Source organism: Marinococcus sp. LNHM4E3-1, assembly GCF_056034405.1.
Genome location: NZ_JBQLID010000003.1, coordinates 24,648 through 46,046 on the forward strand (window position 1 = coordinate 24,648; position 21,399 = coordinate 46,046).

Consider the following 21,399-nt stretch of genomic DNA (forward strand, 5'->3'; position numbering starts at 1 on the left):
TTTAAGATATTTCAGCTTAACAGCATAGCATAAATAAAGATCGCAGGGCGCCTGTAAAACAGAGTCGCCTGCGATCTTTATTTATGACGGAAGGCAGCACGCCCTCCGTCAGCTTTGGTGCAGTGATTATGAATTGTTGTTGTCGTTGCTGCCTTCTTCAGAACCGCCTTCTTCGGATTCTTCATCCGCATCTACAAGCTCAGGCTCTTCTGCTTCTTCTTCGCCTGGCTCTTCCGGCTCTTCTTCCGGTACAAGAACAGTAACAATCGTTTCTTCCGGCTCACTCGTAATCGTGTAGTTCAAACCTTCTGGAAGATCTGCTACCTGAATGGAGTCGCCGACATTCAATGTCGAAATGTCCACGCTGATGCTGTCAGGAATTTCAGCAGGCAGTGCGCTGACAGTAATATTGAACATCATGTGGGAGACAACGCCGCCGTCTTTTTCCCCTGGCGCTTCGCCTTCGAGGCTTACAGCAACGTCTGCTTCCATTTCGGAAGTCATATCTACTTCAAAGAAGTCAACATGGATAAAGTAATCCTTGATGGAGTCAACCTGCATATCATGCACGATGACCTGGTGCTTTTTGTTTTCACCTTCAATAGTCAGATCAATGATGCCGTTCTTCCCGGCTTCACGGATCGTTTTTAGGAATGTAACGTTGTCGACAGAGATAGGCTGGCTTTCCGTTTTCTTGCCATAAATAACGGCTGGAATCGTGCCCTCTCTGCGGAGTTTTTTCGTCACTGACTGTTTTGTTTCAGGACGACGAGCTGCAGTTAACTGCGTAGCCATGGTATTCACCTCATAATTAAATTTTATTTTCACGTGTTCGCGTAATTTTGCCCACTTGAGACAGAATTATACCAGAATCCACATCAAAAATCAATGGCTTATTCAAACCATTGATTTTCTTGTAGATTAATTAAACAAGCGGCTGACCGAAGTCTGCTCAAAGACGTTAATAATTGCTTTAGCCATAAGCGGGCCGACGGAAAGCTGTGTTACTTTATCGATATTTTTCTCTTCCGGGAGCACGATGGAGTTTGTTACGACAAGTTCTTCAATCCTGGAATTTTCGATTCTTTCTATTGCCGGGCCGGAAAGTACCGGATGGGTGCAGCACGCATACACATGGTTTGCACCCGACTCGATTAACGCATCCGCTGCGAGAGTAATTGTTCCGGCGGTATCAATAATATCATCAATAATGATTGCCGTTTTGCCTTTTACGTCACCGACGATATTCATAACCTCTGAAACGTTTGGACGCGGCCGGCGCTTATCAATAATCGCAATAGGAGCCTTTAAGCGGTCTGCCATTCTGCGTGCGCGCACCACGCCTCCGTGGTCAGGCGATACAATAACGAGATCTTCCAGGCCTTTTTCGTTGAAGTGACGGGACAAAATAGGCTCTCCCTGCAGCTGATCCACCGGAATATCGAAGAATCCCTGAATTTGCGTCGCGTGCAGGTCCAGGCTCAAAATTCTGGTCGCTCCAGCTGTCTCCAGCAGATTGGCAATCAGCTTGGCTGTAATAGGCTCTCTCGCCCGGGCCTTACGGTCCTGACGTGCGTAACCGTAATAGGGGAGGACAACGCTGATCGTTTTTGCCGAAGCCCGCTTCATGGCATCGATCATAATCAAAAGCTCCATTAGATGTTCATTGGCCGGGTCTGAAGTTGACTGGACCAAAAAGACATCGCAGCCGCGGATACTTTCTTCAATGTTTATCTGCACTTCGCCGTCACTGAATCGTTTTACAGAGCTGAGCCCCATTGTTGTACCGATCTGTTCAACAATTTCCTCTGCGAGCCTTGGATTCGAGTTCAGGGTGAATACTTTCAAATTGGAGCGATCCATCGTGGACATTTTTTAATTCCCTCCGTCACTTGTTTTGCTTTTTATCTGCATTTAATTTTTCACTTACATAGTTTTCTTTATTCGTCTGCCTTGCCCGTGCAATGGAAAGCGCATCCTCCGGTACATCCGAAGTAATAGTGGAACCTGCTGCTACGTAAGCGCCTTTCCCAACGTTTACCGGAGCTACAAGATTGGAGTTGCATCCAATAAATACGTTATCTTCGATTTTCGTTAAATGCTTGCCCATACCATCGTAATTAACAGTAATGGAGCCGCAGCCGATATTCACATTTTTTCCTACCTCTGCATCTCCAATGTAGCTGAGGTGGGACGTTTTGCTTCCCTGTCCGATGGAGGCTTTCTTGATTTCAACAAAATTGCCGATTTTGGCTTCATCACCGATTGACGAAGCCGGCCGGACGTGGGCATAAGGGCCGATTTGTACGGAGTTTCCTACCTCGCTGTCCGTCACTGTCGATTGACGGACCACTGTTTCGCTGCCAATGACTGCGTTGCTGATTTCTGAATGCGGGCCTAGCTGGCAGGAGGTTCCTACATGTACACTGCCGCGGAGAATTGTCCCGGGCTCAATTACTGTATCAGCTCCGATCACAGATTCCTTGGAGATATAAGTATTCTCCGGATCAATGATAGTTACTCCCTGGCGCATCCAATGTTCATTAATGCGGCGCTTCATGGCTTTTTCAGCCTGGGATAAAGCCACACGATCGTTCACCCCGATTGTCTCAGAAAAGTCCGGGGTGGTCCAGGCAGATACGGTTTCTCCCTGTTCCTGAAGGATACCAATAACATCCGGAAGGTAATATTCCCCCTGAACGTTGTTGTTATCCACCTGGCTGAGGGCATGAAACAAGGCTTCATTATCAAAGCAGTAGGTCCCCGTATTAATTTCCCGGATGCTTTTTTCCGTTTCGTCTGCATCCTTATGTTCAACGATACGGACAACTTCCCCGCTGCTTCCCCGGATGACCCGTCCGTACCCGGCGGGGTCGTCTGCTACGGCTGTTAAAATGCTTGCTTTTGCTTCCGTTTGTTCATGATGATCCATCAGCGCCTGCATCGTGCTCCCCTGGATCAGTGGAGTATCTCCACACGCAACGATAGTTGTTCCTTTTTTCCCCTCAAGCATCTGCCTTGTCTGCATTACAGCATGAGCCGTGCCAAGCTGTTCCTCCTGAAGAACATAGGAAGTACGCTCTTTTAAATGCTCTTCGACAGCTTCCGCCCCGTGGCCGGTCACCGTCACCAATTGATCGACACCGGCGTCTTCGAGCTCATCCACTACGTGCTCCACCATCGGTTTTCCGCAGACAGGATGAAGTACTTTATAGAGACTGGATTTCATGCGGGTGCCTTTTCCGGCAGCTAAAATAACGGCATAGCGATTGTTCATGTAGGTTCCTCCATATGCGCATTTTTGTCCATTAAGAATAATATCTTAAAAGCTGTAGGTTTTCAAGAATACACTATTACCTATTCTACATAATGAACGTTTACCTATCCACCCGATTTCGTTTACAGCCAAAAATAAATAACGGCCCCATCGAGACCGTTATCGCTGCCCTGGTACGTATGAAGTTACGAAGCGCCGGCTTCGTTAAAATTTTTTTCTGCGGGCTGCTGTTCCTGCTCGTCATATTCTGCCAATACAGCGGACTGGATCTTTTCTCTCGCTGCTGACGAAATAGGATGGGCAATATCACGGAATTCCCCATCAGGGGTGCGTTTACTCGGCATAGCAACAAAGAGACCGTTATTTCCATCAATGACCCGAATATCATGGACCACAAACTCTTCATCAAATGTAATAGAAGCAATCGCTCTCATCCGTCCATCAGTATTTACCCGGCGCAGCCTGACATCTGTTACCTGCATGTTTTCACCACCTTTGGTTTATTAACTCTCTCATCTATATGTATCTCTTCTTTCGCATCAAGCGTAAAGAGGCTGATTATTGATTTCTATATTATTCCGCAAAGTCCTGCCCAGACAAAAAATCGTCTGCAGATATATTTGATTTAAAGTATATAAACATGTATTCAGTATAACGATGTTTCATGTATGTTACCATATCTTTTTGCTCGAGCTAAAAGTCCTGTCTTTAAAAATCTCTCCGTTATTCTTCTTATCGGCCTGTTTTATGCTCTTTTCTACCCATATCGCAAAAAAACAGCACCCCGGCTGCCATTCGCGAAGGCAGCACAGAGCACTGTTTTTTATGAAGCCAGTAAAGCAATAACTTCAATTTCCACTTTTACATCCTTAGGGAGACGGGCGACTTCGACACAAGAACGGGCCGGCTGATGCTCCTGAAAGTAAGAACCATACACTTCATTAATAACCGGAAATTCATCCATATCTTTAATAAATACGGTTGCCTTAATAACATGATTCAGCGAAGAACCGGCTTCAGCAAGTACTGCCTGCAGATTCTGAAAAACCTGGTGCGTCTGCTCTTCAACTCCGCCGCTTACAACTTCACCAGCCGTCGTTAAAGGAATCTGGCCGGAGCTGTAAAATACATTGTTTACCTTAATGCCCTGCGAATACGGACCAATAGCCTCTGGAGCCTGCTTAGTAAATACTTCCTTCATCGTGATCTCTCCTTTTCGAGCTTTGTTAGAAAATTACCGGGAACTACACGGATGTTTTTTGTCTTTTCGTTTACCTCTTCCACTCTTGCGATGCTTACGTAATCATCCACCAGACGCTCTCCCGCGCCTTCAGCTTCCACAAGCACTCCGATGCCTGCCACATTTGCTCGGAACTCCTGCAGCAGCTCTATCATTCCGCTCACCGTACCGCCTGCTTTCATGAAATCATCCACTACAAGGACGTTAGATCCTTCCGGCAGGCTCCTCCGCGCTAAGGACATTGTCTGAATGCGTCTCGATGAACCTGACACGTAATTGATGCTCACGGTCGATCCTTCCGTAACCCGGTGGTCTCTTCGGACAATACTTACAGGGACGTCAAGATACGTACCAATCGCGTGTCCAAGCGGGATGCCTTTCATAGCCACAGTGACAATGGCATCAATCTGCCTGTCCGCAAAAACAGAAGCAAACATTTTCCCCACTTCGTTCATCGTACGTGGACGCCCAAGGATATCCATCATATATAAATACCCTCCAGGCAGCAGCCGTTCTTTGTTTTCCAGTTTTTCACACAGGTCTCCGACAAACAATTCTGCGGTGCTTTTTTCCACTTTTGGTACATATCGCACGCCGCCGCTCGCGCCTGCTACCGTACGCAGTGCACCAACACCCTGGGTTTCAAAAATTTCTTTAATGATAGTCAAATCTTCACTTACCGAGGATTTGGCGGAATCATACCTCTCCGTAAAATAACCAAGAGAGATAAGTTCATGTGGATGCTGCAGTAAAAAATTGGTCATATCAACCAATCGGCCGCTTCGTTTCAGTTTTTTCATGCTTACCTCCGTAAAATCCGAATATTTAGCAAGAATATACCATTTTCATACGGATTTTATCAAGCGTTTCGGTTGTTCAACAGGCGAACCGCGTACACTTGGGAGCAGAAACCACGCAACGCATTATACACACGGCTTACTTTGCTTTCCTTATCCACCAGTCCGAAAACAGTAGGACCGCTGCCGCTCATCAGTGCAGCATCCACACCGGAATCGAGCATGCGGGCTTTAATCTGCCCCACTTCGGGATAAAGCGGCAGAGTTACTTCTTCAAGGGTATTGGATAAAGAGCGGCAAAGCTGTTCATAATTGTTATTCCGAATCGCTTCCACCATCGCCGGGGTCATCTCCTGGCGTTTTTTAGCCGCGTCGATTCTGCGGTAAATTTCCCCGGTGGAAACACCTGTAGGAGGTTTAGCTAAAATTACCCAACAGGACGGGGGCGGGTCAATGTGCTCAATCTGCTCTCCCCGTCCGGTAGCAATCGCCGTTCCCCCGTGTACGCAAAAGGAGACGTCCGAGCCGATCAGCGCCCCAATTTCTGCCAGTTCCTCCATGTCCGCGCCGATTTCCCACAGCTCATTCACCCCCCGCAGCGTAGCTGCGGCATCACTGCTGCCACCGGCGAGTCCGGCAGCGACAGGGATGTTTTTATGTATGAAAATCGACACGCCATAAGCAATACGGTATTTATCCTTTAACAGCTTTGCAGCCTGGTACGCCAGGTTTCTATGGTCTTCCGGAAGAAAGCCCTCTGACATTTGCACGACAATTTTTCCATCTTTTCTTCGCTCAAACTCCAGACGATCAGCCAAATCCACCTGGGCCATCACCATTTTTACTTCGTGATAGCCATCTGCCCGTTTACCTAAAACATCGAGCGTCAGATTTATTTTCGCCGGAGCCTTTTTTGATAACTTCACCATCATTCTCCTTCTCTCATCTTCCTCCACGTTTACCGTACTTTCAACCTTCTAACATTTTAGTTGAAAAACTGCAGCATGTACAGCAGGAAAAGCTTCCCTTACTCCCGCAGGCGCACGTAAATTCGGAAATCGGGCTTTCGCCAGCCTTTTACTGTTCTTTCTTCAACATGGCTTTAAAAATGAAAAAAGCTTTCCGCTTAGCGCAGAAAGCCTGTATGCTGTCCGGGGACTGCATTCGTATGTGTTAGTTAAGCCTGAAGCTCTTCTTCTTCCGTTAGATACAGTTTGACTGTCTGGGTGAGTACATCTGTATAGCTGTAAGAAAGACGTTCGACAGGATGCTGGGCTCTGTCCAGTTTGACAATAAAGACGGAAGGATATGTTTCCTCTAAATACCCGGAACGTTCGACGGTTTTCTTGCGTCCGCCATTAGCAATTACCGTAACTCGTTTACCTACTTTTAAATCCAACGCTTCTTTAATCTCCACCAATGTTTTTCCCATTGTCTAACCCACCTCACTAAAAATTATGTTAACATAACCCGGGTTAGTTGTCAAAAATTTTTCATTATACCAATTCTTTAATTTGAATGTCAATTACTAAATCTTCTTTTTCCGAATGTCTTAAAATTCTTGATAAAAAGGAGCAAGTTCATTGGATAATAGAGCAAATTCCTCCATGGAAAGCGTTTCACCACGTCTTCCCGGATCGATGCCAGTCTGCTCAAACGCCTGCAGCAGTCTGCCTTTGCCCTCCGCTCCGGCCAGCTGGTTCAGCAAATTGTTCCAGAGGGTTTTTCTGCGCTGTACAAATGATGCGCGCACCAGCCGGAAAAAGAATTCCTCGTTCACTACATGCACTGGCGGAGCAGAACGTTTTCTCAGGCGGAGAATCAGTGAATCGACTCTCGGCTGCGGAATAAAAACGGTTTTCGGAACGGTCATCACCTTTTCTGCTTCCGCAAAATATTGTACCGCTATGGATAAGGATCCGTAGGCTTTTGTACCGGGCACGGCCGCCATTCGCTCTGCCACTTCTTTTTGCAGCATGATCACAATGTTTTTAATCGGCAGCCTCTGTTCAAGCACTGCCATCAGTATAGGAGTGGTAACATAATACGGAAGGTTCCCTACGACGGATACACTTCGGCACTCACTCATGTGTTCATGAATAAACGCCTCGAGGTCCACCTGCAGAATATCGCGGTGGTGCACCCGGACGTGCGGATAAGGAGCCATCGTTTCTTCAAGAATCGGAAGCAGGCGCTGGTCGATTTCGAATGCCTCCACCTGCCCGGCCTGTTTTGCGAGATGCTCTGTGAGGGCCCCAATGCCGGGACCCACCTCTATGACCCCGTCTTCCGGCTCTATGCCCGCTGCCTGGGCAATGCGCGTTAATATGTTTGCGTCGATTAAGAAATTTTGTCCCAGGCTTTTTTTAAACGCAAATCCGTGTCTTTCCAGTATATCCTTCGTCCGCCCCGGGGTTGCTATATCCTTCACGCCTTCTCCTCCTCTTCCAATAATTGTTCATATGCTGCGGTAAATTCAGCCTGGCTGATTTGAAACATCTCTAGCCTTTTCAAAAACTGCTTTCCATTGGCATAGCCGATGTTCAGTATTTCCCCCAGGCGGGCGCGTTTATCTCTAGAGCCGCTTCCGGCGAACAGCCCAAGCTCCAGGAGGTCTTGCCTTGTCACTGCTGCTGTCACTTCCGGATGCTCTTTTTCGCTGCGCACGTGCCTTAAGGCTTCACGGATCGTTTCCGCAGAAGCGTGCTCCACCCCCAGACTCTGGCCCGGGCTCCCGAAGGCTTTACCTTTTGTTAAGAAAGCGTGCTTGCACCCCGGCACGCGACGGCTGACTATCCTTCGGATTCTCTCGCCCGGAACGTCCGGATCAGTTAAAATAATGACCCCTCTCCGCTCCCTGGCCAGTTCAATCCGGCGGAGCGCTTCCTCACTTACTGCCGAGCCGTTTGTTTCAATGGTGTCTGCCTCCACCGCGTTGCGGACAGCTGCGGTATCAGATTTGCCCTCCACTACGATACATTCGTAAATACGCACGGTTACCTTCCTTCTAAGTCAATTTAGTCTTTTGCTATGATACAGCCCGCTTTTCCATTTTCATGGAAAGAGCGGGCCCGTTCATCGTTTACAGACGAAAAAGCTGTTTAGCGTTTTTTGTCGTCTGTTCAGCCAATTCCTCATACGGAATTTCTTTCAATTCTGCGATTTTTTCAGCTACCAGCTTTACGTATGCAGGTTCATTCCGCTTACCCCGGTATGGGTGGGGGGCCAAAAACGGACAGTCGGTTTCCACCAGCAGCCGATCCATCGGAATTTCCCTGCTTACTTCCTTAGGAAGCTTTGCGTTTTTGAACGTGACCGGACCGCCAAAGGAAATATAAAAATTCATATCCATACAGCGCTTCGCGGTTTCGGCAGTGCCGCCAAAGCAGTGCATAATACCGCCGACTTCTCCCGCATTTTCTTCCTCCAGCAGATCGACAATATCATCATGGGCCTCGCGGTCATGAATAATGATCGGCATGTTCACTTTCTTTGCCAGGTGGATCTGCCGGCGGAATACCTCTTTTTGTACATCCTTCGGGGATTTGTCCCAGTGATAATCGAGCCCCATTTCTCCGAGGGCTACAACCCGGGGATGGCCGGCGAGTTCCTCAAGCCATTCCAGGTCCTCATCGGTCATGTCAACAGCGTCGACTGGATGCCAGCCGACTGCTGCATAAATAAAATCGTACGTTTCCGCCAGTTCTATCGCTTTAGGAATCGTCTCCCGGTCAAAGCCGACGACCGTCATGTAATCGACCCCGGCTTCTTTAGCCCGTTCGATCGTTTCTGCGACTTCTCCTTCGAATTGTTTTACGTTCAGATGAACATGCGTATCAAAAAGCATCACATTCTCGTCCTTTCTTTAATTCACGACCGATCCGTTTGGAAGAGCCTGATCGATAGTGGCAAGCGTCAGTTCTTTTCCTTTAGAAGCAGCCAGGATCATTCCTTCCGACCATTCTCCCCGAAGCTTCACCGCTTTCAGGTTGGTTACACAGATCACCTTCCGGCCTTTTAAATCCTCCGGGGTGTAATGCTCTGCAATGCCGGAAACGACCTGACGCTTCTCATCCCCTACGTCAAGCTGAATTTTAAGCAGCTTATTAGCCTTTTTGACTGGTTCTGCGTCGATGATTTCCGCTACCTTCAGCTCCACTTTGCCAAAGTCATCAATTGTGATTTCCCCGTTTTCTTCTGTTTCCTCTTCCTCTTCTGCTTCCGCTTTCACTGTACCACCCATCGACTCAATAATATACTTCACTTCGTCCTCCTGCTGAAGACGCGGGAAGACAGGCACGGCCTTACCGGCTACTCTGGTGCCTTCTTTTATATGGGCGAAGGATTTTGTCGTTTCCCAGCCTGTAATTTCTTTCTCTATACCAAGCTGCGACCAGATGCTCTTCGGCGTTTCTGTCATAAACGGCTGAATCAGTATACTGATTACCCGCAGAGATTCCGCCAGATGGTAAAGCACGGAGCCCAGAACTTCCCGCTCGCTTTCATCTCTTGCAAGAATCCACGGCTGCGTTTCATCAATATATTTATTTGTCCGGCTGATAAGCTGCCATATGGCTGTCAGAGCCACTGAAAACTCCATCTCTTCAACCGCATTTTCTACCTTAGTGACGGTTGCCTCTATCAGCTCAAGCAGCGAAGCATCATACGGACTCGCGTCCTTCACATAAGCCGGGATGGAGCCGTCAAAATATTTGTTAATCATTGCCACGGTACGATTTAAAAGATTGCCCAGGTCGTTTGCGAGATCATAGTTCAGCCGGTCCACAAATCCTTCCGGCGTGAACACTCCGTCGGAGCCAAACGGTACCTCCCGGAGCAGATAGTAGCGGACAGCATCCAAACCGTAGCGGTCAACAAGCGGAATCGGGTCCACCACATTGCCTTTGGACTTCGACATTTTTCCGTCCTTCATCAAAAGCCATCCGTGGCCGAACACTTTCTTCGGAAGCGGCAGATCGAGGGCCATCAGCATAATCGGCCAGTAAATAGTATGGAAACGCACGATTTCCTTGCCGACAATATGCACATCCGCCGGCCAGTATTTTTGGTATTCTTCGTCTTGCTCTGTCGTGTAGCCGAGCGAGGTGATGTAGTTGCTCAATGCGTCAATCCATACATACACTACATGCTCCGGGTCGCTTTTGACAGGAATGCCCCATTCAAAGGTCGTTCTTGAAATGGACAAATCCCCGAGACCCGGTTTGATAAAGTTATTAATCATTTCATTCTTACGGGATTCCGGCTGGATAAATTCCGGGTTATCTTCATAAAACTGAAGCAGGCGGTCCGCATACTTGCTCATTTTGAAAAAATACGATTTTTCCCGCACCTTCTCTACCGGGTGGCCGCTTTCCGGACTGATACCGGCGGTTACGTTGCCTGCTTCATCGTACTGTTTCTCTTCGAGCTGGGTTTCTGTATAGAAGGTTTCGTCCGGCACCGAATACCAGCCTTCGTATTCGCTCAGATAGATATCGCCGTTTTCTTTCAGCTTTTCAAAGATGATCTGTACAGCATCGCGGTGACGGTCTTCAGTCGTGCGGATAAAATCATCGTAGGTAATATTTAATTTGTCCCACAGCTGCTTAATGTTCTGCGCTGCATCATCGACGAACTGCTGCGGACTGACCCCGTTTTCCTCCGCTTTTCTTTCAATTTTCTGCCCGTGTTCATCAGTTCCGGTTAAGTACTTTACATCGTAGCCTCTCAGGCGCTTGTAGCGGGCGAGAGCATCTCCGGCTACTGTCGTATACGCATGTCCGATATGAAGCTTTCCACTCGGATAATAAATCGGCGTCGTTAAATAAAAAGTATTCTTTTCTTCTGGCATATTTATGTCCTCCTTCAAAGGCGTGTAAATTCTTTTCCAATATAAAAAAGCCTCCGTCCGTCAAAGGGACGAAAGCTGCGCTCACGTGGTACCACCCAAATTTCCGTTATTTTTACAAACAACGGCTTATTTCCAGGCGCATCCGGCCCCCGGAAGTTCAGCGTTAACGCCGCTGACGGCCCGTCTTTACTGTTACAGCTCACACGGACGCCCTCCCGGACCATATTCTCTAGTTCCGCCGCACCGGTTTTCAGCATTCCCGGTTCTCTGTGCCGGCTTCTGTAGATACTCATCCATTCGTCGGGCCAATATTTTCTACACTAATATACTATTTGTTTTTTCCCTTTTCGTCAAAAATATTTTCATTCGACAATTCGACAAAATTAGTTTGGCCCAAGTAAATATTTCCCTATTATAAATTTTTATGGTTTTTTATACATAATCGGGCTGAATAAGTTCTAATTTGTTTAAAATTAATATATAAATAGATGTATAAAAGAATTTATTTCTGTATAAATGATTGAAATTTTTGTTAAATTTCACAGAAATCATAATTCAAATTCGTTGACGGTATTAGAAAACATTGGTATTGTTAGCGTACAGATAGAAAATGTCGAATTTTGACGAATAAAGCTGAATTTAAGGAGGACCTACCAATGAAATCAACAGGTATCGTACGTAAGGTTGACGAATTAGGGCGCGTAGTCATTCCGATTGAACTCCGCCGCACACTTGAAATCCAAGAGAAAGACGCTCTTGAAATTTATGTGGATCATGACCGCATTGTATTGAAGAAATACAAACCAAACATGACCTGCCAGGTAACCGGAGAAGTGTCGGATGACAACTTATCTCTTGCCGATGGTAAAATTATTCTTTCCCCTGAGGGCGCTGAAGCAATTATTAAAGATCTTCAGGATTACGTGCAAAACCATAAATCGAACGCTTAAGTTCACGAAAAAGCCTTTCCTTTCGGGGGAAGGCTCTTTTTTTATGATTTATTTAATCCGTGGTAAGCCGCATATACTTCCTGTTTTTTAACATTTCGGCGCTGGGCAGTTTTTTTAATCGCTTCTTTGCTCGATGCACCCGCTTCCACATACTTCCGGACTTCCTCCTCCATCGGCCCGTGCTCCTCTTCTCCGGATTCATCCGAAACAGGCTTTTCTACAATTAATACACATTCCCCTTTAATGTCTCTGTCTTCAAAAGCAGCCGCTGCTTCAAGCAGGGTGCCGCGGACAAACTCTTCATATTTTTTCGTTAATTCTCTTGCCACGACCGCCGGCACGTCCCCCCACTCTTCATGCAGAAAGTGGATCGTCCCGAGGAGGCGGTAGGGTGATTCATACAAAACAATTGGCACTCCTGAAGGAAGCTTTTGCAGAACCATTCGTATCTCTTTTTTCTTGCGCGGCAGAAATCCATGAAAATAAAAGCCGCCGCCCCCGAGTCCGGAAGCCGTCAGAGCTGGCAGAAGAGCACTTGCACCCGGCAGCGGCACTACCGGTATCCCCTGCGCAATGCATTCCTGCACGAGTTCATTCCCCGGATCAGATACAAGCGGCGTGCCTGCATCACTTACTATCGCCACCTGTTTTCCCTCTGTGAGCCACTGCAGAATTTTTTCCTGTTTTTGACGCTTGTTATGTTCGTGATAGCTTTCTAAAGGCGTATCTATTTGATAGTGCTGGGTAAGCTTTTTTGTCTGTCTCGTATCTTCGGCCAGAATATATTCCGCTTCCTGAAGTATGCGGACAGCCCGAAAAGTAATATCCTCTAAATTCCCGATCGGTGTTGGCACTAGGTAAAGCATGCCGGTATTTTCAGTAGCTTTAAAGCTGAACTGCTGGGTCATCATGCCCCTCCTTCATTAACCGTTGTTTGTGACTGCGGGGAAGCTGCTTAATACGGTATTCCTCCCGCATCGCCTCTCTTTTTGTAGGGAACCTCTGATGATAAACGAGCCGCACAGGCCCCCTACCCTTCGTATATTTTGCCCCCCGGCCTGCATTGTGGGCTTCCAGCCGCTTTTGCAGATTGTTTGTATAGCCGGTGTAGAGGCTCCCGTCCCGACATTGCAGTATATAGACAACATGTTTATTTTGTTCCATAGTACGCCCGAAACTCCTCTGTATACTCTCCGTCCGCCTTATATACAATAATCGGGGAAAGGCATTCCAAACCGGGCCTGCCTGCTTTTATTCCCTCCACCATCACAATATTTGCCGCCCGCCCTGCCTTTGGATGCACAAACTGCATCCGCTTCGGCTCGATCCGGTATTTCTGGTAGTAGCTAAACAGCTCTGCAAGCCTTTCCGGACGAAGAACTATAGCCACTTTTCCTTTCTGCTTGGCTAAAAATGCAGCGGAACGGACAAATTCTTCCAAACTTCCGTGCTCCTCGTGGCGTGCGTTTGCCAGCTTTTCCTGCTTATTTTTCATTGTCTCCCGGGCGGTATCAAAATAAGGAGGATTGCACGTCACCAGCGACCACTGATCCCCGTGATACCTGGAACGAACCTTCCGTACGTCTTCCTGCTGAACAGTAACCTGCCCTTCCGCTCCGTTCATCGTCATCGTCCGGGACGCCATATCACACAGCTCCGGCTGTCTTTCTATACCTGTAACAGGAACGCGGCTCCGCTCTGTTAATAACAGAGGAATAATCCCGTTGCCGGTCCCAAGATCGATAATTTTCCCAACAGTTTTCGGCACAGAGCAAAAGTACGCAAGCAGCACCGAGTCAATGGAAAACGCAAAAGCATTTTCATGCTGAATAATAGGCTTCCTCGAAGGGGTATAGTCGACTCTCTCTCCTGCCTGTAATACCTCTTTCACTGCCTGGGCCCCCTGATTTTGAATTGATTCACATTTTTTTTCATATATCCACCTTCTGCTGATTGGCCTCCTGAAAAGCTGCATATCGTCCCTGCTTTCGAAGAAGTTCTCTGTGCGTTCCCTGTTCTGCAATTTCTCCATCGTCCATTACGTAGATGGTATCTGCTTTTTCAATGGTATTTAAGCGGTGCGCCACTACAAAAGAAGTACGGCCTTTCATTAAGCGCCCCAGCGCCTCCTGTATTCTCATCTCCGTTACTGTGTCCACGCTTGACGTTGCTTCATCAAGAATCAGAATTTTCGGGTCGGACAGCACTGCCTTGGCGATGGAAAGCAGCTGCCGCTGCCCGTGACTGAACCCGCTTCCTTCCTTCCCAAGCATCGTCTGGTAACCTTCCGGCAGCCGCTCGATAAATGCATGGGCATTGGCCGCTTTTGCCGCTTCTATTACTTCTTCATCCGTAGCCTCCAGATTACCGTAGCGTATGTTTTCCATTACCGTTTTTTCAAACAGAAAATCATCCTGCAGAACTACGCTCATCTGCTTCCGAAGATGTTTAATATTCCATTCAGAAAGAGGTGTCTGATCCACATAAATCTCTCCGGCTTCCGCCGTGTAAAAACCGATAATTAAATTCATAACGGTCGTTTTTCCGGAACCGGTAGGGCCTATAAAAGCAGCTGTCTCGCCGGCATTCACATGAAAATCAATGCCGCGGAGCACCTTTTCGTTTTCATAGCCAAACGTAACTTCCTGAAACTTTACTTCCCCGGAAACAGTCTTGGCTGTTCCTCTCTCCTCCCGGTGATCCTCCGCCTTTTCGTCCAGAAACGAAAAAATTCTCTCTGCCCCGGCAAGCGCCGCAAACAGAGCATTAAACTGATTCGCCAGGTCGTTCAACGGCCGGGTAAACTGACGGGAATATTCCACAAAAATCACGATCGTACCAATAGTAACTGCACCGACACCATAATACGCCAAAATTCCTCCGGCTCCTGCCGTAATCGCGAAATTAATATTGTTTAAAAAATTCATCCATTTCGGGATAAAACCGGAATACGTCTGAGCCCAAAATCCTGCATGACGAAGGGTTTCGCTTTCCTGTTCAAAGTTTTTCATGACGCGCGGCTCTTTGGAAAATACCTTCACGATCGACTGGCCGGAAATCGTTTCTTCAGCATACCCATTCACTGCCCCGACCGCCTGCTGCTGTTTTTGAAACAACAGTCTGGTCCGCCTGGTAATCCAGCGCAGACCCAAAAACATGACCGGTAGAAACAAAAGCGTAAAAAAGGTGAGAAGCGGGCTGATCACTAACATAATAACGAGAATACCGGTAAACGTTAACAGGCTGGTCATGATCTGCACGACCGAGGTGTTTAAGGTAGTTGATATGTTATCCATATCGTTCGTCATTCTGCTCATGATAGAGCCATCCTGCCGTTTGTCAAAAAACGACAGCGGCAATGTCTGCAGATGAGAAAAAAGGTGGTAGCGAAGCTTAAAAACGGCCTGTTGGGCAAGAGAAATCATCACATAAGTCTGGATGGTGCTCATGACTCCCCACCCAACGTACACAGCAAACAACAGTAACAGTATCGTTCCAAGCCCTTCGAGCCGCTGCGGCACTAAATACTGGTCAACGATATGACCAAGAAGCAGCGGCCCCGAAAGCATAAAGGCGGCAGTGAAAAGCACGCAGACAAAAACAGCCGTCAGCCGCCATTTCTGAACGGACAGATAAGACCAGAGCCGGGCGGTGGTACGTTTCCAGTTCTGTATCTGGTCAGTGTCCGGGCGGTCGTCTGCCTGGGAAGGATCAATGTCCGGATGTTTATATTGAAACGGCGAGGTAATCCAGTGCCTTTTCATGTCGCCGCCTCCTTCCCATACTGTGATTGATACAGCTGTCTGTAGAATGCAGACTCCTCATACAGCTCTTCATGAGTGCCGAATCCAATGACTTCCCCATGCTCAAGAAGCAGCATTTTATCCGCCTTCAGTGCCGTAGAAAGCTTTTGAGTTACTAAAATGGAGGTACACGGGTACGCTTCAAGCGCTTCCAGAAACTGTGCCTCCGTTTCCGCATCCAACGCGCTCGTACTGTCATCGAGGAGCAAAAGCCCCGGGTTTCTCAGCAATGCCCGGGCAATCGTCACCCGCTGTTTCTGGCCCCCCGAAAGATTTACGCCATTTTGGCCGATCATCGTCTGCTCCTGCTCAGGCATGGCCCGGATCGTTTCCTCAAGCTGAGCCGTCTCCACCGCTCTGCTCATTTCCTCAGCTCCGGCTTCCTCACGCCCCCACTGAATATTTTCCTGAATCGTTCCTGAAAACAATTTTGCCTCCTGGGGGACGTAGCCGATCTGGGTTCTTAACGAAGCAATGTTAAGATCCCTGGTGTCTGCATTATCAATAAAAAGACGGCCGCTGACCGGCTCATACAAACGAAGCATTAACTGGAACAAAGAAGATTTACCAGCCCCGGTCGCCCCGAGAACCGCCATCTGCTCGCCGCGTTTCACGTGAAACGTCACATCATTCAGAGCCGGAACCCGGCTGTCGCTATAAGCAAAAGTCACATTCTCAAACTGGACGTCTATACTTCCTTCTTCTTTTACGTCCTCCTGGCCGGAATTTTCCTTTTCGGCACCTTCGAGCACTTCTTCAATCCGCGAGGCGGAAGTTCTCGCCCGGGCAAGCAGTGTAATCAGCATGCCGACAACGCCAAGCGCGCCAGTCATTCTTGCAGCATAGTTCACTACCGCTACCACCTCACCTACCTGGGCCTCGTTGTTCTGCACGGCAGAGCCTCCGATCCAAAGCATGAGCACAATCGCTGCGTTCATTAAAAACAAAAGGATCGGCGAAGTAAGAGCTGTATAACGAAAAGCTTTGACAGCACTCGCCTGGAGAGCTTCATTCTGCACAAAAAAACGTTTAATTTCATGCTGCTCGCGGCCAAAAACCCTTACAAGCCTAAGGCCGCCAAGGTTTTCCTTCATCACCCTGTTTACGGCATCGATACGCTTTTGCAAACTGCCGAAATAAATCATTCCCTTTGTCATCAGCCATGCGAGGATCAACAGTAAAAAAGGAATAAAAATCACCAGTACGAGCGCCATTCGGGCATTTACCACAAAAGCCATAACTGTCGCGCCAATTAGCAAAAGCGGCGAACGAAGCATAAACCGGAGCATCATTACAATCAAGTTTTGCACCTGGGTAATATCATTGGTGAGCCTGGTCAGTAACGAGGACTGCGGGAAATCCTGCAGATTCTCCAGGCTCGACTCCTGGACACGCTTATACATTTCATTGCGCAGATCAAAGCCGGTGCTGTGCCCGACGTGATCTGCGAAAAAACAGTTCAGTACCCCGACACCAAAGCTGAGCAGGGCAAGACCTGCCATCGCAAACCCAAGGCTTACGACCAGGCCGATATCATTGTTTGCCAGACCTTCATCAATCAGTCTCGCAAGAAGAAGCGGCTGAAATAATTCAACCGATAATTCAATCAAAAGCAGAAAAAAAGACAATACCGCTGCTGCTTTATAAGGACGAACGTAGCGTAAAATAGTTTTCATCAAAAGACCCCTTGCACATTTCTGCCCGCGTAAAGAATTATTTATATTTTAGCACACGCCTGCAGCTTATTTCTTCTCGATCCAGCATAAAAACCGGCCTTCTCATACGAAAAGGCCGGTGGGCAGCTACACGATATCGAGCGGTTGCTTTGTCTGCGGCTTCGGAAAAGCACTATCTAGCATTTCGACTTCTTCATTTGTCAGTGTAATACTAGCCGCCTCGGCATTCTCCCGCACATGCTCCGGATTGGAGGTCTTCGGAATACTTAACACCATCCCTGAGCGAATGGTCCAGGCGAGGGCAATCTGCAGCGGGCTCATGCCCCGGCGTTCAGCGATTCTCTGCAGGGTCCGGCTTTCCCCAAGCGTACGCCCTCCTCCCTGATCAAGTGGACAGTATGCCATTACCGGCATCCGCTGCTCCTTCATCCAAGGCATCAGATCAAATTCAATCCCCCTTGAAGCCAGATGATATAATACTTGATTGCAGACAGCATTACCTCCGTGTTCGAGCGAGAGCAGCTCCCTCATCTCCCGGGTATCGAGGTTGGAAACGCCCCACCGTTTGATTTTTCCATCTGCTTTTAATTTTTCCATACCCTTCACGGTTTCTTTGAGAGGCACGCTTCCGCGCCAGTGGAGTAAATACAAATCCAGCTGTTCCACACCGAGACGGCTAAGCGATCCTTCGCACGCTTTTTCAAGCTTCTCGCCGCCTGCGTTATTGGGAAGAACCTTAGAAACGAGAAAGGCTTCCTCTCTTCTTCCTTCCAATGCCTCTCCGGCCAGCTGCTCTGCTTTACCTCCGCCGTACATTTCGGCTGTATCAATCACCGTCATTCCATAATCAAGTCCTGTCCGCAGTGCTTCTATTTCCTGCTCTCTCAGCCCGGTATTGTCTCCCATATGCCATGTGCCCTGACCAAGCGACGGAAGCTCTGTGCCGTCCCGGAGGGTCACCGTGCGACCCTGAACGTGCTCTTTGATGGTTTTTGAAATATCACTCATTGATGATTCAATCCTCTCTCCATCTTTATTGTTTTTAACGGCGTTTCCATGAACATTTCTGTGAAGCGCTCTGTTTTCCGGAAGCCCTGCTTTTCATAAAAAGCTTCAGCCCGGGTGTTTCCCTCTTCCACGTACACTGTCATCGTTTTCTTTTCAGCAGAAATATATTCCATTCCGGCGTCGAACAGCTTTTGTCCCCAGCCGGCGCGCTGATACCGGGGCAGCACGTAAAGAGCTGCGAGCTCTGCTTCCTCCTGCTGGAGCAAGTTAATATAACCTATCAGAACACTTTCGCTAACCGCCGCTAAAAATATGGATTCCCCACGCTTAACATCAAACATTTTTTTAGAGTAAGCAGCTTCAATGAACGCCTCTCTTGCCCGGGCTGGTATTAAATTTTCATACGTATGCTCCCACGTGATCTCAGCAACCCCGCGCACCGCTTCATAGTCTTCCTCTCGTACAGGCCTGATCATTGCATGCCCTCCTCGCTGAAAATGCATCACTTTGTCTTCTGAAGATATAAACGAAACCGCTTGTCTTTACAGACAGGCGGTTCCAGATTGCTTGTTCCTTATTTTTGATTTAAAAACGAGAGGCAGAATAAACAGTCTCCGTCCGTCCGCAGGCTGCCGTAATGCATATTACAAATGTGGAAGCCTTCATGGTACAAGCGGGCGAGGTTGTCATAGCCCTCCCCCATACTGCTCGTCTGAATGCGGCTCGGACCCGGCTGGGACGTCCCTCCGGCTAATTCCTTTTCCTGAATTTCCTCACCGCTGTCTTCCACCCGCTGACGCAGATGCTGATTTTCAAGTACGAGTGCCTGGTTCTCTTCAATAAGCATCGCCAGCTGTTCTTTGAGCTCTCCCAGTTCATCATGGAGCCTTCCAATCCGCTCTTCCATATGAATCACCTGGGAGAAAATTTCTTTTTTATCCACTCGCACCCCCACCTTCTCCGTCCGTTTAACTGTTATCCTGCGATGAAGCCTTCATCAAGCAGCTCATCCAGCGAAAATTCCAATACTCTCTCTTCTTCTGCGTAGTTCACCTGTACGAGACGTTCTAAAATATTAATACCGGCTACCTTTCCTTTGCCTTCCGGGGTATTAATATGCTCTCCAACGTCCGGCATTTCACGCTTGGCTGTTTCATAATGATCGTTTTCATATTTCAGACAGCACATAAGCCTGCCGCACAGGCCGGAAATCTTTGCCGGATTTAAGGAAAGATTCTGATCTTTTGCCATCTTAATGGAAACCGGCTCAAAATCCCCGAGAAACGTCGAACAGCAAAGCATTCTTCCGCACGGGCCGATCCCGCCGAGCATTTTGGCTTCGTCCCGGACCCCGATCTGCCGGAGTTCAATCCTTGTACGAAATTGGGAAGCTAAATCCTTCACCAGCTGACGGAAATCCACCCGTCCTTCCGCCGTGAAATAAAACAAAATTTTATTCCGGTCAAAGGTGTATTCCACATTCACCAGATTCATATCCAGCTGGTGCGTCGCAATTTTTTCGCAGCCGAGATCATATGCTTCCTGCTCAAGCTGTTTATTTTCTTTCACAGCAGCGTGATCATCCTCATCGGCAAGCCTCATAACTTTTTTAAGCGGCAATACGACGTCGTCGCCGCTGACCTGCTTATTTTCAAGCACTACTTTCCCGTACTCAATTCCTCTGGCCGTTTCTACTATGACCCAGCTTTCTACCTGTGCGTCATGGCCGTTCGGGGAAAAGTAATAAATCTTTCCCGCCTTTTTAAACCGGACGCCTACTACATCATGCAATGTCATGATCCCTCCTGTAACTGGATCAGCAGCTGTTCCATCAGAAGCTGCGCATTCGCGTTAGCCCGGAGCCGGCGCTTTGCTTCTAAAATTGCCTGCAGTCGGGCAACGACCTCCATCTCTGAAAAACGAAGGGCTACTCGTTCCAACGTCGCTTTTTGATCGAAGTATGTGATGTCATCCGAACCGTATGTGATCGACAGGAGGTCGCGATACCAAAAAAGCAGCATATCTAAGCCGATGTCCAGTTCTTCTCTATCTGAAAAATGTACAAGCCATTTATCCTGCAGTGTCAATAGTGCACTGTGAAGGCGCTGATGCACCTCTTCCGTTAATTGTATCACTAGATTTCGGCCCTGTACAATCCACTCAGCCTGTGCTGCGTCGTTTTCACGCTCAGGGACATGAGGCAGTTTTGCAAGCAGGCCGGCCGCAATTTCCCCTGTACCTTCCCTTTCCTGAAACAAATGGCGGCGACGCTCCACGGAGGGAGGAGAAAACGCAATCTTTTGGGCGCGGGACTGAATCGTGTCCAGCAGAAAATGAGCATTCTCCGTTAATAAAATGGCGAGAGTCGGGCTTTCCGGTTCTTCGAGAAACTTCAGCAGGCTGTTGGCTGCACTGGCCGTCATACGGTCAGCGTCTTCGATAATATAAATTTTTAAACGGGCTTCCATTCCTTTATAGGTGAATTCTTTTTGAAGCATTTCCACCTGTGCTTTTTTGATTGAAGCGCCTTCCGGCTGTAAAAACATTACTTCCGAATGGTTCCCGTGCGTGATTCTTCGGCATTCCCTGCATTCTCCGCACGGCACCGGGCCGTTGTTTTCTACGCAAAAAAAGCGCTGTGCCATCAGAAGCGCTGTTTCACGCTTGCCGGCACCCGCTTTTCCTTCAAATATATAAGCATGGGCCACGCGGTCTTTGTTCATGCTTCTTTCCAACAGCGACATTACTGTAGGCTGTTCTTCCTGCATGGCTTCCCAACTCATATTAATCTCTCCGT

General features: G+C 48.1%; 24 protein-coding genes. 1 reads left to right on the forward strand and 23 read right to left on the reverse strand.

Features of this window, described 5'->3' with window-relative positions:
* Positions 1-126: 126 nt before the first annotated feature.
* The 13 genes from ACTRXI_RS03800 to ACTRXI_RS03860 form a co-directional block, all read right to left on the reverse strand.
* On the reverse strand, positions 127-795 hold the full coding sequence (locus ACTRXI_RS03800; RefSeq protein ID WP_474261164.1) for a 50S ribosomal protein L25/general stress protein Ctc: 669 nt from the start codon (positions 793-795) through the stop codon (positions 127-129).
* Between the two features lie 126 nt (positions 796-921).
* Positions 922-1,872: a ribose-phosphate diphosphokinase gene (locus ACTRXI_RS03805; protein ID WP_091615026.1), complete on the reverse strand. Its 951-nt coding sequence runs from the start codon at positions 1,870-1,872 to the stop codon at positions 922-924.
* A 16-nt stretch (positions 1,873-1,888) separates the two neighbouring features.
* Positions 1,889-3,277, reverse strand: a complete 1,389-nt coding sequence (glmU, locus tag ACTRXI_RS03810) for a bifunctional UDP-N-acetylglucosamine diphosphorylase/glucosamine-1-phosphate N-acetyltransferase GlmU (RefSeq protein WP_474261165.1) — start codon at positions 3,275-3,277, stop codon at positions 1,889-1,891.
* A 185-nt stretch (positions 3,278-3,462) separates the two neighbouring features.
* Positions 3,463-3,759 (reverse strand): septation regulator SpoVG, encoded by a 297-nt coding sequence (gene spoVG / locus ACTRXI_RS03815; RefSeq protein WP_474261166.1) that lies wholly within the window; start codon positions 3,757-3,759, stop codon positions 3,463-3,465.
* A gap of 341 nt (positions 3,760-4,100) precedes the next feature.
* Positions 4,101-4,478: a RidA family protein gene (locus ACTRXI_RS03820; RefSeq protein WP_322525282.1), complete on the reverse strand. Its 378-nt coding sequence runs from the start codon at positions 4,476-4,478 to the stop codon at positions 4,101-4,103.
* Complete coding sequence (gene purR, locus ACTRXI_RS03825; RefSeq protein ID WP_474261167.1) at positions 4,475-5,317, reverse strand: pur operon repressor; 843 nt, start codon at positions 5,315-5,317, stop codon at positions 4,475-4,477. The genes ACTRXI_RS03820 and purR overlap by 4 nt, the downstream gene beginning before the upstream one ends.
* A gap of 59 nt (positions 5,318-5,376) precedes the next feature.
* Entirely contained in the window at positions 5,377-6,240 is an 864-nt protein-coding gene (gene ispE / locus ACTRXI_RS03830; RefSeq protein WP_027847189.1) for a 4-(cytidine 5'-diphospho)-2-C-methyl-D-erythritol kinase, read from the reverse strand.
* A gap of 251 nt (positions 6,241-6,491) precedes the next feature.
* Positions 6,492-6,746, reverse strand: coding sequence for a Veg family protein (locus ACTRXI_RS03835; RefSeq protein WP_022792872.1), 255 nt, complete (start codon positions 6,744-6,746; stop codon positions 6,492-6,494).
* A 120-nt stretch (positions 6,747-6,866) separates the two neighbouring features.
* Complete coding sequence (gene rsmA, locus ACTRXI_RS03840; protein WP_474261168.1) at positions 6,867-7,745, reverse strand: 16S rRNA (adenine(1518)-N(6)/adenine(1519)-N(6))-dimethyltransferase RsmA; 879 nt, start codon at positions 7,743-7,745, stop codon at positions 6,867-6,869.
* Positions 7,742-8,308 carry a ribonuclease M5 gene (gene rnmV / locus ACTRXI_RS03845; protein WP_091615040.1) on the reverse strand — a complete coding sequence of 189 codons (567 nt, stop codon included), beginning with the start codon at positions 8,306-8,308 and terminating at the stop codon, positions 7,742-7,744. Before rnmV ends, rsmA begins: the two co-directional genes overlap by 4 nt.
* 88 nt (positions 8,309-8,396) lie before the next feature.
* The gene (locus ACTRXI_RS03850) at positions 8,397-9,161 is read right to left on the reverse strand and encodes a TatD family hydrolase (RefSeq protein WP_474261169.1); all 765 of its coding nucleotides are present in this window, start codon (positions 9,159-9,161) and stop codon (positions 8,397-8,399) included.
* Between the two features lie 18 nt (positions 9,162-9,179).
* Positions 9,180-11,171 (reverse strand): methionine--tRNA ligase, encoded by a 1,992-nt coding sequence (gene metG / locus ACTRXI_RS03855; protein ID WP_474261390.1) that lies wholly within the window; start codon positions 11,169-11,171, stop codon positions 9,180-9,182.
* A gap of 8 nt (positions 11,172-11,179) precedes the next feature.
* A complete protein-coding gene (locus tag ACTRXI_RS03860; RefSeq protein WP_474261170.1) occupies positions 11,180-11,368 on the reverse strand; it encodes a hypothetical protein in 189 nt (62 codons plus the stop codon).
* Positions 11,369-11,821: 453 nt separating this feature from the next.
* Between ACTRXI_RS03860 and ACTRXI_RS03865 the strand changes: the two genes are divergently transcribed.
* Entirely contained in the window at positions 11,822-12,115 is a 294-nt protein-coding gene (locus ACTRXI_RS03865) for an AbrB/MazE/SpoVT family DNA-binding domain-containing protein (RefSeq protein ID WP_022792877.1), read from the forward strand.
* A gap of 41 nt (positions 12,116-12,156) precedes the next feature.
* On the opposite strand, the gene rsmI is transcribed toward ACTRXI_RS03865, so the two are convergent.
* The 10 genes from rsmI to holB all read right to left on the reverse strand — a co-directional run bounded on the left by rsmI (position 12,157) and on the right by holB (position 21,385).
* Entirely contained in the window at positions 12,157-13,026 is an 870-nt protein-coding gene (rsmI, locus tag ACTRXI_RS03870; protein ID WP_474261171.1) for a 16S rRNA (cytidine(1402)-2'-O)-methyltransferase, read from the reverse strand.
* A complete protein-coding gene (locus ACTRXI_RS03875; protein ID WP_474261172.1) occupies positions 13,001-13,279 on the reverse strand; it encodes a GIY-YIG nuclease family protein in 279 nt (92 codons plus the stop codon). Before ACTRXI_RS03875 ends, rsmI begins: the two co-directional genes overlap by 26 nt.
* Positions 13,266-14,006, reverse strand: a complete 741-nt coding sequence (locus ACTRXI_RS03880) for a tRNA1(Val) (adenine(37)-N6)-methyltransferase (protein WP_474261174.1) — start codon at positions 14,004-14,006, stop codon at positions 13,266-13,268. The genes ACTRXI_RS03875 and ACTRXI_RS03880 overlap by 14 nt, the downstream gene beginning before the upstream one ends.
* 40 nt (positions 14,007-14,046) lie before the next feature.
* Positions 14,047-15,879, reverse strand: a complete 1,833-nt coding sequence (locus tag ACTRXI_RS03885) for an ABC transporter ATP-binding protein (protein WP_474261175.1) — start codon at positions 15,877-15,879, stop codon at positions 14,047-14,049.
* A complete protein-coding gene (locus ACTRXI_RS03890) occupies positions 15,876-17,594 on the reverse strand; it encodes an ABC transporter ATP-binding protein (protein ID WP_474261176.1) in 1,719 nt (572 codons plus the stop codon). The genes ACTRXI_RS03885 and ACTRXI_RS03890 overlap by 4 nt, the downstream gene beginning before the upstream one ends.
* Positions 17,595-17,720: 126 nt before the next feature.
* Entirely contained in the window at positions 17,721-18,602 is an 882-nt protein-coding gene (locus tag ACTRXI_RS03895) for an aldo/keto reductase (protein WP_474261177.1), read from the reverse strand.
* Positions 18,599-19,078, reverse strand: coding sequence for an N-acetyltransferase family protein (locus tag ACTRXI_RS03900; protein ID WP_474261178.1), 480 nt, complete (start codon positions 19,076-19,078; stop codon positions 18,599-18,601). Before ACTRXI_RS03900 ends, ACTRXI_RS03895 begins: the two co-directional genes overlap by 4 nt.
* Positions 19,079-19,176: 98 nt before the next feature.
* Positions 19,177-19,545 (reverse strand): DNA replication initiation control protein YabA, encoded by a 369-nt coding sequence (gene yabA, locus ACTRXI_RS03905; RefSeq protein ID WP_462868267.1) that lies wholly within the window; start codon positions 19,543-19,545, stop codon positions 19,177-19,179.
* A 32-nt stretch (positions 19,546-19,577) separates the two neighbouring features.
* The gene (locus tag ACTRXI_RS03910; RefSeq protein ID WP_322525628.1) at positions 19,578-20,393 is read right to left on the reverse strand and encodes a PSP1 domain-containing protein; all 816 of its coding nucleotides are present in this window, start codon (positions 20,391-20,393) and stop codon (positions 19,578-19,580) included.
* 2 nt (positions 20,394-20,395) lie between these two features.
* Positions 20,396-21,385, reverse strand: a complete 990-nt coding sequence (gene holB, locus ACTRXI_RS03915; RefSeq protein ID WP_474261179.1) for a DNA polymerase III subunit delta' — start codon at positions 21,383-21,385, stop codon at positions 20,396-20,398.
* Positions 21,386-21,399 lie beyond the last annotated feature (14 nt).

Bases quoted from the DNA above. Each gene is read 5' to 3' on its own strand.
- spoVG (WP_474261166.1), bottom strand. From the start codon at position 3,759: ATGCAGGTAACAGATGTCAGGCTGCGCCGGGTAAATACTGATGGACGG.
- ACTRXI_RS03895 (WP_474261177.1), bottom strand. From the start codon at position 18,602: ATGAGTGATATTTCAAAAACCATCAAAGAGCACGTTCAGGGTCGCACG.
- ACTRXI_RS03885 (WP_474261175.1), bottom strand. From the start codon at position 15,879: ATGAAAAGGCACTGGATTACCTCGCCGTTTCAATATAAACATCCGGAC.
- purR (WP_474261167.1), bottom strand. From the start codon at position 5,317: ATGAAAAAACTGAAACGAAGCGGCCGATTGGTTGATATGACCAATTTT.
- rsmI (WP_474261171.1), bottom strand. From the start codon at position 13,026: ATGATGACCCAGCAGTTCAGCTTTAAAGCTACTGAAAATACCGGCATG.
- ACTRXI_RS03900 (WP_474261178.1), bottom strand. From the start codon at position 19,078: ATGATCAGGCCTGTACGAGAGGAAGACTATGAAGCGGTGCGCGGGGTT.
- ACTRXI_RS03820 (WP_322525282.1), bottom strand. From the start codon at position 4,478: ATGAAGGAAGTATTTACTAAGCAGGCTCCAGAGGCTATTGGTCCGTAT.
- ACTRXI_RS03800 (WP_474261164.1), bottom strand. From the start codon at position 795: ATGGCTACGCAGTTAACTGCAGCTCGTCGTCCTGAAACAAAACAGTCA.
- glmU (WP_474261165.1), bottom strand. From the start codon at position 3,277: ATGAACAATCGCTATGCCGTTATTTTAGCTGCCGGAAAAGGCACCCGC.
- ACTRXI_RS03875 (WP_474261172.1), bottom strand. From the start codon at position 13,279: ATGGAACAAAATAAACATGTTGTCTATATACTGCAATGTCGGGACGGG.
- ACTRXI_RS03865 (WP_022792877.1), top strand. From the start codon at position 11,822: ATGAAATCAACAGGTATCGTACGTAAGGTTGACGAATTAGGGCGCGTA.
- ACTRXI_RS03890 (WP_474261176.1), bottom strand. From the start codon at position 17,594: ATGAAAACTATTTTACGCTACGTTCGTCCTTATAAAGCAGCAGCGGTA.
- ACTRXI_RS03835 (WP_022792872.1), bottom strand. From the start codon at position 6,746: ATGGGAAAAACATTGGTGGAGATTAAAGAAGCGTTGGATTTAAAAGTA.
- ACTRXI_RS03850 (WP_474261169.1), bottom strand. From the start codon at position 9,161: ATGCTTTTTGATACGCATGTTCATCTGAACGTAAAACAATTCGAAGGA.
- holB (WP_474261179.1), bottom strand. From the start codon at position 21,385: ATGAGTTGGGAAGCCATGCAGGAAGAACAGCCTACAGTAATGTCGCTG.
- ACTRXI_RS03805 (WP_091615026.1), bottom strand. From the start codon at position 1,872: ATGTCCACGATGGATCGCTCCAATTTGAAAGTATTCACCCTGAACTCG.